The 14,330-nt window shown below is 68.7% G+C and carries 14 protein-coding genes; 7 read left to right on the top strand and 7 right to left on the bottom strand.

The window, feature by feature from the left end:
* Positions 1-42 precede the first annotated feature (42 nt).
* The 3 genes from AB0P11_RS14005 to AB0P11_RS13995 are packed head-to-tail and all read left to right on the top strand — an operon-like array spanning position 43 to position 1,347.
* Positions 43-204, top strand: a complete 162-nt coding sequence (locus tag AB0P11_RS14005) for a hypothetical protein (protein ID WP_171821952.1) — start codon at positions 43-45, stop codon at positions 202-204.
* 51 nt (positions 205-255) lie between these two features.
* Positions 256-822, top strand: coding sequence for a hypothetical protein (locus tag AB0P11_RS14000; RefSeq protein ID WP_363522542.1), 567 nt, complete (start codon positions 256-258; stop codon positions 820-822).
* Between the two features lie 15 nt (positions 823-837).
* Positions 838-1,347 (top strand): hypothetical protein, encoded by a 510-nt coding sequence (locus AB0P11_RS13995; protein ID WP_363522540.1) that lies wholly within the window; start codon positions 838-840, stop codon positions 1,345-1,347.
* Here AB0P11_RS13995 and AB0P11_RS13990 read toward each other — a convergent pair.
* On the bottom strand, positions 1,332-2,576 hold the full coding sequence (locus AB0P11_RS13990; RefSeq protein WP_363522538.1) for a glycosyltransferase family 4 protein: 1,245 nt from the start codon (positions 2,574-2,576) through the stop codon (positions 1,332-1,334). The genes AB0P11_RS13995 and AB0P11_RS13990 overlap by 16 nt on opposite strands.
* Complete coding sequence (locus AB0P11_RS13985; RefSeq protein ID WP_053098039.1) at positions 2,573-3,799, bottom strand: glycosyltransferase; 1,227 nt, start codon at positions 3,797-3,799, stop codon at positions 2,573-2,575. The genes AB0P11_RS13990 and AB0P11_RS13985 overlap by 4 nt, the downstream gene beginning before the upstream one ends.
* 121 nt (positions 3,800-3,920) lie before the next feature.
* Between AB0P11_RS13985 and AB0P11_RS13980 the strand changes: the two genes are divergently transcribed.
* Positions 3,921-4,511, top strand: coding sequence for a hypothetical protein (locus AB0P11_RS13980; RefSeq protein ID WP_053098040.1), 591 nt, complete (start codon positions 3,921-3,923; stop codon positions 4,509-4,511).
* A gap of 117 nt (positions 4,512-4,628) precedes the next feature.
* Here AB0P11_RS13980 and AB0P11_RS13975 read toward each other — a convergent pair whose 3' ends face one another.
* A complete protein-coding gene (locus tag AB0P11_RS13975) occupies positions 4,629-6,152 on the bottom strand; it encodes a DUF222 domain-containing protein (protein ID WP_363522535.1) in 1,524 nt (507 codons plus the stop codon).
* Positions 6,153-6,315: 163 nt separating this feature from the next.
* Here AB0P11_RS13975 and AB0P11_RS13970 point away from each other — a divergent pair, with 163 nt between their 5' ends.
* Together AB0P11_RS13970 and AB0P11_RS13965 are read left to right on the top strand one after the other, a co-directional pair.
* Positions 6,316-6,843 (top strand): MarR family transcriptional regulator, encoded by a 528-nt coding sequence (locus tag AB0P11_RS13970; protein ID WP_363522533.1) that lies wholly within the window; start codon positions 6,316-6,318, stop codon positions 6,841-6,843.
* A complete protein-coding gene (locus AB0P11_RS13965; protein ID WP_363522531.1) occupies positions 6,840-7,496 on the top strand; it encodes a hypothetical protein in 657 nt (218 codons plus the stop codon). Before AB0P11_RS13970 ends, AB0P11_RS13965 begins: the two co-directional genes overlap by 4 nt.
* Positions 7,497-7,518: 22 nt before the next feature.
* On the opposite strand, the gene AB0P11_RS13960 is transcribed toward AB0P11_RS13965, so the two are convergent.
* The 3 genes from AB0P11_RS13960 to AB0P11_RS13950 all read right to left on the bottom strand — a co-directional run bounded on the left by AB0P11_RS13960 (position 7,519) and on the right by AB0P11_RS13950 (position 11,612).
* Positions 7,519-7,929, bottom strand: coding sequence for a hypothetical protein (locus tag AB0P11_RS13960; RefSeq protein WP_230100949.1), 411 nt, complete (start codon positions 7,927-7,929; stop codon positions 7,519-7,521).
* A gap of 69 nt (positions 7,930-7,998) precedes the next feature.
* Positions 7,999-8,493: a hypothetical protein gene (locus AB0P11_RS13955; protein WP_072592039.1), complete on the bottom strand. Its 495-nt coding sequence runs from the start codon at positions 8,491-8,493 to the stop codon at positions 7,999-8,001.
* A gap of 125 nt (positions 8,494-8,618) precedes the next feature.
* On the bottom strand, positions 8,619-11,612 hold the full coding sequence (locus AB0P11_RS13950) for a glycoside hydrolase family 38 C-terminal domain-containing protein (RefSeq protein ID WP_230100948.1): 2,994 nt from the start codon (positions 11,610-11,612) through the stop codon (positions 8,619-8,621).
* Positions 11,613-11,801: 189 nt separating this feature from the next.
* Here AB0P11_RS13950 and AB0P11_RS13945 point away from each other — a divergent pair, with 189 nt between their 5' ends.
* Positions 11,802-12,833 carry a LacI family DNA-binding transcriptional regulator gene (locus AB0P11_RS13945; RefSeq protein ID WP_053098044.1) on the top strand — a complete coding sequence of 344 codons (1,032 nt, stop codon included), beginning with the start codon at positions 11,802-11,804 and terminating at the stop codon, positions 12,831-12,833.
* Between the two features lie 30 nt (positions 12,834-12,863).
* On the opposite strand, the gene AB0P11_RS13940 is transcribed toward AB0P11_RS13945, so the two are convergent.
* Positions 12,864-14,174, bottom strand: coding sequence for a hypothetical protein (locus tag AB0P11_RS13940; RefSeq protein WP_053098045.1), 1,311 nt, complete (start codon positions 14,172-14,174; stop codon positions 12,864-12,866).
* Positions 14,175-14,330 lie beyond the last annotated feature (156 nt).

Raw genomic sequence — 14,330 nt, 5'->3', positions numbered from 1 at the left:
TGCCACTCGTGGCAGATCAACAGTGATCGTAGCGTTTCTGCCATGTTCCTCATCATCGCACTCATAGCCCTCGCCGTGTGGGCTCTCGTGTCCACGGTCATCGAACTCCGCCGCGACGGATACCGACGCGTTCCCACCGACTGGTCCCGCGTCGCCGATCGAGACGCGCTCGACCGAGCGGAGACCGGGCGCGTCTATCGCTGAACCGGAGCGGAATCTCCCCGCGCGCCGGCATGCGCGGCTACGCTCGTGTGCATGAGCGAGCCCCAGCAGCCTCCCGCGCAGCCACACGGAACTCCCCCGGACTACGCGGGCTCGCACTATCCGGCGCAGCCGGTACCGCAGCCGACACCGCAGCCGACACCGCAGCCGCCGCAACCGCAGCACGCGCCGCACGACGGCCAGCCGCACGCCGGACAGCCCTACCCCGGACAGCAGCATGCCGGACAGCCCTATGCCGGACAAACATATGCCGGACAGCCGTACCCGGGCGAGCAGCGTCCGTCCCAGCCAGGAGCAGGCCTCGGGCGCACCGCCTTCCTCCTCGCTCTGGTCTCGCTCACGATCGGGCTTGTCGTCACGCTGTCGTACCCTCTGATGTTCCGGATGACGGGCGACCCCTTCGCGATCGGCGCGTTCTCGGCGATCGGCAACGGACTCGTGCTGGTCGTCGCCGTCGTCGGACTCATCCTCGGTCTGATGTCGGTGCGACGACCGGGGCCGAAGATCCTCGCCGGCATCGCGATCGGCGTCACCGCATCGCAGCTCGTCGGAATCGTCATCTCGTGGGTGTCGAATCTCTTCTACGCACTTCCCTTCTGACCGTCCGGAGAATCGATGAGCGACCAGCAGCAGAACCCAGACGCCCCCCAGGATTCGGGCAGGCCGTACACGCAGCCAGGCCAGCCGCACGCGCAACCCGGCCAGCCCTATGCGCAACCCGGCCAGCCCTACGCGCAACCCGGCCAGCCCTCCGGACAGCCCGCCCAGCCCTACGGAGTCGCGACGCCGCCGTACGCATCAGGGCAGACAGCACCGCGGCCCGGGAGCCTCGGTCGCACCGCGTTGATCGTGGCGGTGAGTGCCGCGGCCGTGGGGCTCTTCTTCCAGATCGTCACCCCGTTCATGTACATGAGCGTCGGCTACCAGTTCGTCGATCTGCTGTCGAACCTCGTGAATCTCATCGTGCTGGCCGGCGCGGGTGCCGGTCTGGTGCTGGGACTCATCACGCTTCGGCGCCCGGCACCTCACCTGCTCGCGGCGATCGCGATCGGCGTGGGCGGCAGCGCCGTCGTCGGCACCCTCGTCTCGTGGGTGTCGAACCTGTTCTACTACTTCGGGTTCTGAGTGCGAGACTCGGCCGCGAGCACGCGGTCGTAGACCTCGATCATCGCGGCGGTGCGCGACGACTGACGGAACGACTCCGAGACTTCGCGCATGGGCTGAGGTGCGGTGCCGGCAGCGATGTCGGATGCCGCGCGGCGCAGCGTCTCGACGAGACCCGCCCGTCGCTGGTCCTCGGTGCCTGACGCACCCGGGACAGCCCAGAGACCGCCACCCAGTTCTGCGGCGATGTCGGGGTCGCTGATCACAGACGGCGTGCCGAGCGTCGCCGCTTCGAACGGCGTCATCCCCTGCGTCTCGAAGCCGATCGAGGTCTGCACGAGCGCGTCAGCGGCGGCGATTCGCGCCAGCGTGTCGGGGTAGCTGAGCTTGCCGGCGAATCGGACCGTCGGCAGGTCCTCGACGATCTTCTCGGCCGCGGCTCGCTGGGCGCCTCCGCCGATGATCTCGAGATCGGCATCGACTCCCGATTCGACGAAGGCCTCGAGGAAGGGGAGCAGTCGCTTCTCGGGGCTCATGCGCCCGAGCCAGACGAAACGGGGGCGCCCCGGTTCACGCTCGCCGGGCGCGGCGGCGAGGGTCGCGTCGCGGATGTCGTCGTCGATGCCGTTCCACACCACATCGACCGGACTGAATACCCCATGCTCTTCGAGGCGTCGGGCGAAGTGGGTCGACGGTGCTGTGACCGCTGACGCGCCGCCGGCGATTCCACGCAGGAACGCCCAGCCGTCACTGCCGCCGATCGTCGGCACCACCCCCGCGAGCGCCCGGCGCCGCCAGATGTTCAATGCAGAGAGCACCGGTCCATGCAGCGGGGTGACCGCGGCGATCCCCACGTCCACGCGGTTGTGCATGGTGTGCACGACGGGAATGCCGTGTCGAGCCGCATATCGGTGCCCGATGAACGCACCCCAGAAGTCCGCCTGGACATGCACGAGATCCACGGGCGGTCGATGCGTCAGCGCCCGATCGAGGAAGCGATCCGTGCGGCGTCCGGGCCAGCTCATCGAATACTCGCGGTCGACGGTGATCGGCACCGACGGCAGGTCGAGGTTCGAGGGATCGGTGCCGCGTGCAGCCCGCGATCCGTGCATCTTCGGTGCCACGACGGTCACGGTGTGGCCTGCGCGCTCGAGGAACTCGCGCTGCAGCCGCATCGACACCTGCGCCCCGCCGAGCGAGTCGAGGTGCTGATCGCCGAAGAAGACGATGTGCATGGCGGGTGCCGTCACTCGGGCAGGGGCTCGTCGCGGTACAGCGCCTCGAAGGTGTCGAGCGTGCGGTTGATGTCGTGGATCGCGACGCCGTCGAGAGATGCCTGCTGCATGCGGGCGTACTCCCCGGGTGACGCGGTCAGCACATCGGTGAGCCGCGCCGCCAGGGCATCGGCATTGCCCGGTTCGAACAGGTAGCCGTTCTCGCCGTCGTGCACGAGGTGCGGCAGTGCGACGGCATCCGCTGCGACGATCGGGAGCGCGGAGGCCATGGCTTCCATCGTCGCGATCGACTGCAGCTCGGCGATCGAGGCGATCGTGAAGACGGAGGCACGCGAGAGCAGCGCCCGCAGTTCCTCATCGCTGGTGCGTCCGTGGAACGTCACGCGGTCGGCGAGGCCGAGCTGGTGCGAGAGATTCTCGAGCTGCTTGCGCTGGTCCCCGCCGCCGACGATGTCGAACGTGGCGTGCAGTGCGGGGTCGAGCTTCGTCATCGCCTGCAGGATGACCTCGACCTGCTTCTCGGCGGTCAGTCGGCCGACGAAGATGATGCGATTCGCGTCACGGGGTGCGACGACCGGCGTGTACTGGGTGCGGTCGATGCCGCAGCTGACGGGAATGACGTTCTCGACGGCGACGGTGCGCTCGAGGAAGTCGGCTGCTCGACGCGTCGGCGTCGTGATCGCGCGGGTCAGCGCGAAGGTGCGCTTCGCGTCTCCCCACGCCCACCGCAGCACGAGATCGTCGATGAACTTCGGCATCGTGGTGTGGTCGAGGATGTTCTCGGCCATCACATGGTTCGTCGCGATCACCGGGATGCCCCGCTCGTGGGCGATGCGCGAGAGGCCGCGACCGATCACGATGTGCGACTGGATGTGCACGACGTCGGGCTGCACGTCGTCGATGATCTTGCGGGCGTAGTGCTTCACGCGCCACGGCCAGACGAAGCGGAGCCAGTCGTGCGGAGCCCAGCGCACCGAGGGCAGTCGGTGAAGAGTCATCGGCTCGCCCTCGATGACCTCCGTCCGCGCGGGCGTGCGGCGGTAGACCAGGTTCGGGGCGACGACATGCACGTCATGGCCGCGCTGCACGAGACCGGCGGCGAGGCGCTCGGCGAAGCGCGCGGCGCCGTTGATGTCGGGCGCGAAGGTGTCGCATCCGATCAGGATGCGCAGTGGACGGGGTCCCGTGTGGGGAGCGACGTCGGAAGCACTCGTCGGATCGGAGGTAGAGGAGGACATTCTGCCTTACGGTACGGCGGCCAGGGGAGCCCGATCGGGCGCTCGCCACTCTACCCGAGGGGCTTGTTCGAGCTGCTGAGGCATACCGGCATCCCTCAGCCTCACCCCCTACCGTGGAGGCATGCGACTGACTGCCGACGCCGACCCGCAACTGTGGATCCCCGTGACGGATTCGCTCGGATGGAGGGGTCGCCGGCACCGCAAGGCGGCAATCCGGATGCTGTTGGGGCAGGTGAACTCGGCGATCGGCGCCACGCAGCGTCCGGGCTCGCGGCTCGGCGCCTGGGCGATGAGCCAGGCGGCGCCGATGCTGATGCGCCGGGCGGACGGGCGCGTGCTCGTCTGGACCTGGAAGGCGGACCCTGAGCTGGTCGTGGCGATGGCGACCGCGCAGGCGCTGACTCCCGAAGTCCGGATCGCCCGCGCCTCGATGCCGATGGACTACGACGACACCCAGTCCTTCTCGAGCCGCTGGCTGGGCACGGGAGAGAAGCTCGTCGTGGCGATGCCGCCGTCCCCTGCATCTCCGCCGTTCGTCACCTACACCTGGGACACCGGCACGCACCTGGTGACGTTGACCGCGATGTGCAGCGACCGCGAACGCTTCGGCACGCTCGACGGTGCGCTCGATGACCTCGCGCGCAGCATCCGGGTCGCCGATGAGGTCACGGGCGGCGAATCTCCCGAGGTGCTCCGCCTCGGACCCGCCTGAGCTCGATTCTCCCGCCCGAGCGGCGGTTGCCAGAGTTCGATCGCGGGACCTTCCCCGGTCGTGGATGTGGGCGAAGGTGCCGCATTCGGCTGTTCTTCTCCGGTCAACGCCGTCAGGTCAGACCCGCATAAGGGCAGCTCGAACGTGCACGTTCCGCAGGACGCTGAGCCTCGGTGTGCGCCATCGTTCGTCGGGATCCCACCATCCCGGTCCCCGCACCTGCGGGACCCCGTCGTCCATGCGGATCTCCCACCCGGACGCGCCGAGGCTTCGGTGGTGCCACCAGCACAACGGGACCCCGTTATCCGTGTGAGTCGGACCATGCCTGGCATGCTCCACGACATGGTGGATCTCGCACCACGATGCCGGAACGTGGCACCCGGGGATGAGGCATTCTTTGTCGCGGGCGATGATCGCCCGGCGTTGGTGCACCGTGAACACCCGGTCGGTGGTCGTGATCCCGATGATCCTGCCCTCATCCACCAGCACCCGTTGAATCGTCCCCGCGCATCCGACGTGCGCGGCGACGGAGACCGGGACGTGGGCACCGGATCCGGCGACCGTCGCCCACCCACCGTTTCCGCCCATTCCGCCCACGAGATCCTTCGCGTCGACGTTCACGACCAGGACCGGCGCGGAACCCCCGAGGGTGGGCATGTCGCTGTGTCGCGCGGCGATCCCGAACACCATCGCGAGAGCGTCGTGACGCTTCTGCGCCGCGGTGCGGTCATCGAGCACACGCCGCGGATCCGAGTTGAACGGATCCGTATCGTCACCGTCTGCACCAGCACCCGCACCAGCACCCGCACCCGCACCCGCACCCGCACCCGCACCAGCGTCGGCGCCCTCGCTCGGGGCGAAGTGCACTCCGGGCATGGGCGGGCCATCACCTTTGGGGTTGAGGATCGCGTCCAGGATCAGCTGCAGCTGCGCCGCGACCTCTGGGGTCAGATACCCGCGGATCGCGTGCACGCCGTCCGTGAGACGACCGATCGTGATGCCCCGCCGGCGCCGGGAGTCCTCATCCTTGGGTTCTTCCCCATCGGGGTCGAACATCGACGCGAGATCCTCGGCAAGAGCTTTCAAGTCCTGCGGGGTCGGCGCCGGACCCGGCTCATCAGCCTCCAGGCCCTCATCATCAGCGTCGACCACGACGCCGTGGCCGCGAGCACACCCCGCCAACGCGACATCCGCCGCCAACCGCTGATCCACCGTCAGCCGATCCCACACCTTCTCGATCGGCCCCGTCGCCGCGAGAAACCCGGCCACCCCGACCACCCCATCCAGCAACGCGAGACGCAACTCCGACCACCGGGCCGGCATCCTCTCCCCCGCCAGACTCACCGGCCTCCGCACCAGATCGACGACCCTGTCGACCCGGGACGCGCCCCGCACATCCACCGACACCGTCCGCTGCAACAGCTCATTCAGCCCACGACACCCCGCCGAATGCGGAAAATCCGCCGCGTCGCCCGTCGCGATCGTCTCCACGATCACGGCCTCCGCGCGGCGGAAGACAGCACCCGCACCCTGCAGAACAGTCACCCGATCCGCATCGGACAACCCCGCCAGCGCGTCATCGGACAGCACCGTGTCGAGGTCGGCGATGACCCGATCCAGAAGCTCCGCAGTGCTGTTCATACCCCCAGTCAACCCCGGGCCACCGACATTCGAGACCCGAAACCACCTCGAATTACCCCAGATCAGATCCGTATTCCAATCTCCCGGAATGGCACAGCGCAGGGTGCACGCCATCAGGCAACGCCTATTGTGAACAAAGGTAACAATGTAATTGGGTAACCACATGGAACCCCTCTTCGTCGACCGCCTCCTTCAGATCGCCGACCTGTTCCAGAAGGACATGGCCCGCGCGTTCGCCGGCACGGATCTCACACCGACCCGTGTGCACCTCCTGTGGGTCCTGCAGCACACCGGTCCGTCGACGCAGCAGACCCTCGCCACCCTCTGCGGGGTGACACCCCGCAACATCACCGCTCTCGTGGACGCACTCGAGGGCTCAGGTCACGTCCGTCGCACCCCCCATCCCTCCGACCGCCGCGCCGTGCTGGTCGAGCTCACCTCGACCGCCCTCGAGACCATGTCGCAGATGCAGGAGGAGCACGCGCAGCTCAATGAGACGCTGCTGAACGCGATCGCCCCCGACGACCGCGCCGCGGTCGAGCGTGGCCTGACAGCCGTCGCCGCGCATCTCGAGAACCTCGTCACCTCCGCGGCGAGCGCGCACGCCCCCGCACCCGCACCCACACCCACACCGGTGCCGGCACCGACACCGACACCGACACCGACACCGACACCGGAGGGCACGCCATGACCGAGCATCTGCAGACGACCGCTCCGAGCCCGACCCCGATCGCGCGCATCCTCACCTTCCTCCATCGCGCATGGGTCGCCGAGCTTCGCGTCTACTCGAGCATCGCGCGGGCGATCGCCCGCCGTCCCGCAGTCCCGAAGGGCGGCACGGGGATCGGCTATCACCGTCCCGTGCTCACCGTGCTGTTCATCTTCATCGGCCTCTCCGCTGTCGAGATCCCGATCCTCGACCTGATCGTGCATCAGTGGCCCGCCGTGCGGAGCACTCTGCTGGTGCTCGGGATCTGGGGCGTCACCTGGATGGTCGGTCTACTGTGCGCGATGCTCATGCGCCCGCACGCCGTGGGGCCCGACGGCGTCCGGGTGCGCAGCGGACTCGAGCTGGACGTGCCGATCGGCTGGGCCGACATCGCGTCGATCGCGATCAGTCGTCGCGTCGATGAGCCCAAGCAGCCGCGGGTCATCGGTTCGGAGTACGCCGAGCGGATGCAGGACGAGACCAACATCGAGATCGAACTCGAACGCCCCGTCGCGATCCGGCTCCCCGGCCTCGCGCCGAAGGGCGGGACTCATCAGGTCGACCGCATCCGCCTGTGGGCCGACGACCCGCGCGCGTTCCTCGACGCCGCCCGCCCGTTCCTCGTCGCGGCCTGAACGAGGCCTGATCGCGGCGCGGTCAGTCCAACCCGCGGTCCGCGAGCCACTGCTTCGCGACGAGTACCGGAGCCCGCACCAGCCAGGCGTCCGCGATGATCTCCGCCAGCCGGTCGCGCTCGACCGCATCGAGCTTCACCAGCACACCGGGGTACCCGTCGAAGTGCGGAATGGAGAACAGCCCTTCGGGCTCTGCGGCGAGCAATGCCGCCTTCTCATCGAGGCTGCCGACTCGCACGCCCAGCACGGGCCCCTCCGGCCATTCGAGCCCGAGGTCGGCGAGCTGCCGCAGATCGACCTTGCTCGGCCCACGCACCCAGGCGATCTGACCGCTCGCCAGGCGCCAGGAGGGCTCGCCGGTGTGTCCACCCACACGCTCGGTCACACCGGGGAGCGCGAGAGCGATCTCACGGACATCATCGACGGTCGCCATCCGCCCATCGTCCTCCCGTGAGGCGGCCGCCACAATGGCCGCATCCGCTCGCCGCCCCTCGGGTGGCGTTCAGCGCGAGTCGCGCTTCGCCTGTCGACGCGCACCCTGGGCGCGACTCGAGGCGTCTCGCTTCACACCACCGGTGGTCTGCTGGTGCTCCCGCATCCGCCCCGCTCCTGCGCCCTCATCGAAGGGCGCCTCGGAGCCCGGTCCACTCCATCTGCCCTCACGGGCGCGGGCCAGCCTCTCGTCCTTGAGCTCCTCCGCCTGCTCATGAGCCACGCGAGCGAGTTCTGCGCTGACGATCGAGAGCGCCTCCTCGAACACATAGGCCCGGCCGCGGGCCTTGTCCGACCCGGCGGCTGCGGCACCTCGACCGCCCGCCTGCTCGACGCGCTCCGCCGCACCGCGCCGATAGTTCGTCGTGTGCTTGTTGCGGGCCCGCCTGACCCGTTTGTGCAGGGCGAGCAGGCCGTCCTCGTCGAGTTCCGCCAGTCGCTCAGGCTCGAGCTCGCGGATGAGGTCGCGCTCCTTGTCCTTCAGAACCCACAGGTACTGATCCATGTCGTACTCCTTCGGTCGGGGCTCCCCATCGGCCACTCGTGTAACCGAGTATCCGCTCGGGGATCCCCGCCCGCCATGGGTTCTTGCGCGGAGGACGCCGGTCGGAGGACATCCTCACGGCTGCCTCACCGCACGATGCGCAGCGTCCGCACCTCGAACGGCCGCAGGCGCAGCTCTCCGCCGACGCGCGGGTCGTCGATCGCATCCTCGATCAGCGAGACCTCACGGATCTCCCTGTGCTCGAAGTCGGCGACCAGCGAACCGACGGCGCGGCGACCGAGCGCCTCGTAGAGACGGACGATGACGTCACCGGAGCCATCGTCCGCGAGCTTCACGCCCGACACCACGATGCCGTCGCCGTCGACGGATACGAGAGGCGCGACTTCGCGCTCGCCGTGCACGACCGTGGGCGCGGTGTTGAGTCGGATGCCCTCGGTCGTCGCGATCGCCGCATCCGCTCCGATCACCAAGCCGATCGTGATCTCGTGGTGCCCGTGATCGGTGTCGGGATCGGGAAACCGCGGTGCGCGCAACAGCGAGAGCCGCACGGTGGTCGCGACCGCGTCGTCCGAGACCTCGCGCGAGGTGTCGTACCCGTAGATCGAGTCGTTCACGAGCGCTACGCCGAAGTCCTGCTCGCGCACCAGCACGAAACGGTGCATCGAGGTCTCGAACTTCGCAGCCTCCCAGCTGGTGTTCGTGTGCGTCACCCGCGACTGGTAGCCGAACTGCGTCTCGGCCTCGGTGTGCGTGGCCTGGATGTCGAGCGGGAACGCCAGCTTGAGCAGCTTCTCGGTCTCGTGCCAGTCCACGTCGTTGCGCAACAGCACGGTGCGCTCGCCCGGCGCGAGCGTGATGGTCTGCTCGATCGTCGACTCCGAGAACGCCCGGGTCACGATGACGGTCGCGACCCCGTCGACGACGGATGCCGAGATCGACGCGACCGCGGTGAGGTCGTCGACGCTGTTGCGGTAGTAGCGATCGATGTCCCAGGCGTCCCACATGTTCGGGAAGTCCTGGTGCAGCTGGAACAGGTTCGCCGCCCGCCCCTCGGCCACCGCCTCTCGGCCCGACGCCTTGTCCACCGCCGAGACGATGAGTCCCTCGGCGGAGATCAGCACGGAGACCAGCTCGTTCTCGAGCCGCCAGCCGCCGTCTTCTCCTGCGAGCAGGACGGATGCCGGGGCCGGCGCCTCGACGAAGCCGGCGCCGAGGGCACGACCGCCGCCGACCGAGGTCGGCACGAACCGCAGCTCGCGCTCGCCTTCTCCCGCGAGGGAGCGGCGCGCGGCGTCGGCGAGCGCCTGCGCATCGGCGAGCACGCGCGAGAGGACCTCGACGGCCTCACGATGCACCCAGGCGATCGAGGTGCCGGGCAGGATGTCGTGGAACTCGTGCAGCAGCACCGTCTCCCACAGGCGGTCGAATTCGGCCTGGGGATATGCGGCGCCGGTGCGCACGGCATCCGTCGCCGCCCACAGCTCCGCCTCGACGAGTGCGTGCTCGCACCACCGGTGCAGCGCCTTGGTGGCGTGCTGGCTGGTGAGCGTTCCGCGGTGGAGTTCGAGATAGAGCTCGCCGACCCATACGGCCGGGTTCGGCAGCTCGGCCCTGGCCGCCTCGAAGAAGGTGTCGGGGTGCTCCCAGACGACCCGCGCGCTGCCTTCGAGGTTCTCGAGGCGCTTCGCCTTGCCGGTCATCTCGCGCGTGGTGCCACCGCCCCCGTCGCCCCAGCCCACCGGTGCGATCGACCGCGACGTCACGCGGTTCTCCTTGAACTGACGAGATGCCTTGGCGACTTCCATGCCGCTCAGCTGCGAGTTGTACGTGTCCATCGACGGGAAGTGCGTGAACACCTGCGAGCCGTCGATGCCCTCCCAGAGGAAGCTGTGGTGCGGGAACACGTTCTGCTGATTCCACGAGATCTTCTGCGTGAAGAACCACTCGAACCCGGCCCGGCGCATGAGCTGCGGCAGCGCGGGCGAGTATCCGAAGCTGTCCGGCAGCCAGACGCCCTTCGAGCGGATGCCGAACTCGCGTTCGAAGAACCGCTGACCGAACGAGAACTGGCGCACGAGCGACTCGCCGGACGGCATCACGGTGTCGGATTCGACCCACATGCCGCCGAGCGGCAGGAATCGCCCGTCCGCGACCGCGGCCTTGACCCGGGAGTAGACCTCGGGCCGGTGCTCCTTGAGCCATGCGTACTGCTGCGCGCTCGACATCCCGTAGAGGAAGTCGGGCTGCTCGTCGATCAGCGTCGCCATCGACGACGTGGTGCGGGCGACCTTGCGGATCGTCTCGCGCACCGGCCACAGCCAGGCCGAGTCGATGTGCGCATGTCCGATCGCCGAGATGCGGTGGGCGCTGGCCTCGGCGGGCGCCGCGAGCGCGGGCGCCAGTCGAGCTCGGGCATCGGCTGCGGTCTCGACGATGTGCTGCAGGTCGAGCACGTCGAGGGCGTCGTCCATCGCCTGCAGGATCTGCATCCGTCGCGGCGAGGTCGCCGGCAGCTCGGCCTGGAGCTCGAACAGGACCTCGAGGTCGAGGGACAGCTCGAACACCTCCTGTTCGAAGACGGCGAGGTCGATGCGGCGGGTGCGATAGAGCGGTTCGCGGGAGGACGTGCGGATGTCGCCCTCCTGCGTCGGCAGGAAGGGGTGGTAGTCGAGCAGAACCGGGTTGGCGGCCGCCTCGAGGTAGAGCTCGACCGGCTCGTCGCCGTGCGCGGTCTCGGTGATCGGCAGCCACTGATTGCGTGGGTTGATGCTCTTCACCGGCGTTCCGTCCGGCCGGTAGACGAGCGCCTCGCACTGGAAGCCGGGCATGTTGATGTCGAACCCGAGGTCGATGACGGCCTCGACCCGACGGCCCGCCCAGTCGGCGGGGACTGCGCCGGTGATCTTGAACCAGGTCGTCGACCAGGCAGGACCCCACATGCTCGGCACGGATGCCGGGGCGAAGTCCAGTGCGAGCCCGTCGGCGGGACTGATCGGCTCTCCGGGGATCTGGTTGACCTCGACGGTGAGGGGGACGGCGGCCGAGTGGACGGCCGGGCGGATGCGCTCGTCGAGCACCCTCTTGACGCGGCCGACGGTGAGCGAGGTGTCGTCATGCATGTATCTGGTTCTCCGGGCTCGACGGTGAGTGGTGCATATGCGTTGTGCGCGACTGGAGCCCGATTCTCGGGCAGGTGCCGACAATGCTATCGGATTTACTAAAGCGATCTAGTGAATCTCGCACCGAGCGTGTCAGACCCCTGTCGTGCGGCTACCGAGCGGCTAAACCGATCAAGTAGTGTGAGGCCCATGACCTCGGCCAAACGCGTCACCATCGCGGACATCGCGCGCATGGCCGGAGTCTCGCCCGGAGCAGTCTCGTTCGCGCTCAACGGACGCCCGGGGGTGAGCGACGAGACGCGCCAGCGGATCCTCGCGATCGTCGAGGAGAACCACTGGCAGCCGAGCTCGGCGGCACGCGCCCTCGTGGGAGCCCGTGCCAACACGGTCGGCTTCGCGCTCGCACGCCCCGCCCGTTCGCTGGGCTCCGAGGCTTTCTTCACCGACCTCATCGCGGGCATCGAATCCCGGCTGTCGGAGAGCAAGGTCAGCCTGCAGCTGCGGCTGGTCACCGACATCGCCGAGGAGATGGAGGTGCATCGGCAGTGGCGCTCGTCGAACCAGGTCGACGGCATCATCCTCATCGACCCCCGCGACGACGACCCGCGCAGCGACCGGATCGCAGCCCTCGACGCCCGCGCCGTGTTGATCGGCTCCAAGCCCTCACCCGACGGAGCGGTGCCGAGCGTCTGGATCGCCGACGACGAGGTGGCCGAGACCCTCTTCTCGTACCTCGCCGCGCTCGGACACACCCGCATCGCCTACGTGGCGGGTCCCGCCGAACTCGAGCACACCCGGCTGCGTGCCGAGGTGCTCGATCGCATGGCTGCGGACGGCGTCTCGAGCGAAGTGATCACGACGGACTTCTCCCCCGCACGCGCATCCGCGGTCACGCGATCGCTGCTCTCCGCGAGGCCCCGCCCGACGGCGATCGTGTACGACAACGATGTGATGGCCGTCGCCGGCCTCCGCGTCGCTCAGGAGATGGGCCGCGCGGTGCCCCGCGACGTGTCGATCGCCTCCTTCGACGACTCCGTCATCGCCGGCCTGATCAATCCGTCGATCACCGCGATGACCCGCGACACGTTCGAGCTCGGCGAGCAGGCCGCGACACTGCTGCTGCAGCAGATCGTCGCCGGGACCAACCTCCCGAGCGCGCAGGGCCCGACGCCGACGCTCACCGCCCGCGAGAGCACCGCCCCGCCGACGGCCGCGTCCTGACGGAGCCCTTCGGCCGCTACGGCGTCGCGCTCAGCCGCTGACGACGGTGTTGACGGAGCCGTAGGGGTCGACACCGCTCGTCGACAGATCAGGACGGATGAGGTGACGGATGCCGCGCGCGGCGAGCGCCGCGTCGTCGCGCACCGTCTGAGACGTCACGAAGGCGGGGTCGAGCCCGCGCTCGCAGGCATCCACCCACGCCTGGAACACGGCACCGCCCGGGCTCAGCGCCGCCCGGCTCACCGGCACCTCGCGCTCGTCGACGTCGACGACGATGGCCGTCTCCCGCTCCGGCGTGGCCGCCCGTTCGCGCAGTTCGGGGATCAGCTCGGCGAACCGGCGGCCGATCGGCTTGGCCGCACCGCTCTGATCGACCAGGCCCAGCGAGTACTCCAGTTCGGGGAAGTCGCCGAGCTCCCGGCTCACATCGTGCGAGCACCACCAGGTCACGCCCCAGAGGTTCTCGGTGCGCACCGCGGATCGCAGGGTCGCCTCGAGGAATCCGGGCATCTCGCGCTCGTCGAGGCAGTTCGACGGAGCGCCGACCTCCTGCAGCCAGACCGGTCGATCCCGATCCGTCGCGAAGGCGCGCGAGAGCTCGATGAGGTACTCGGCGTGGCGGTCGGAGGCGACCGAACGGCCGCCGTAGCGCTGAGCCGTGCCGTTGAAGATCCAGGAGTGGATGGTGGTCATCTCGCCCAGCCGAGACGCGTGCGCGGGGGTGAAGCCGTGCCCGTCCATGTACCAGACCGCGTCGTACTCGCTGTGCACGTGCGAGAGACCGGGGGCCGCACCCTCGGCCGCGGAGAGCAGCGACTCGATCCAGTGCCCTGCCTCGTCGATCGTCACGGGCCACGGGGACGGGTGCGTGTGCGCCGAGAACTGATTCGTCTCGTTGCCGAGCGTCAGGCCGAGGAAGTTCGGCGCATCGCGCAGCGCACCGGCCAGCGTCTGAACGAGGTCGACCTGCCCGCTGAGCGCCTTCGGATCGGTGAACATGTTGCGGTCGTGCCAGGTGTACAACCATGACGGGACGAAGTCGAAGCTCGACAGGTGCCCCTGGATCACGTCGACGCTGACGTCGAGCCCGAACTCGGCGCCGATGTCGACCATCGAGCGGACGTCGTCGATCGCCTTCGGGCGGATCAGAGTACGGTTCGGCTGCAGCACCGTCCACAACGGGAAGACCCGGACGTGATCGAGACCGAGCTCGGCGAGCGCCGCGAAGTCCCTGCGCACATCGTCGGGGGTGAAGTCGAGCCAGGAGTGCATCCAGTCCTTCGACGGCGTGTAGTTCGCCCCGAATCTCAGGCGAGCATCGAGAGCGCGGCGCTGCGTCATGTGTCCGGACCTTTCCGACAGAGCCCTCCGACGAGGACGTGGTCGCACCACTATAACGCTTGAGCAACGGACCGCTACCCGGAATACCGCGGCCCGCCGATGCACGCAGTCCCGAGACCTTGACAGCGACGGGATCGGATGGTTTCATCTGCTAAA

It is taken from the genome of Microbacterium sp. NPDC079176, assembly GCF_040686675.1.
In the GTDB taxonomy this organism is placed as follows: domain Bacteria; phylum Actinomycetota; class Actinomycetes; order Actinomycetales; family Microbacteriaceae; genus Microbacterium.
This window is presented reverse-complemented; position numbering and strand designations above follow the sequence as displayed.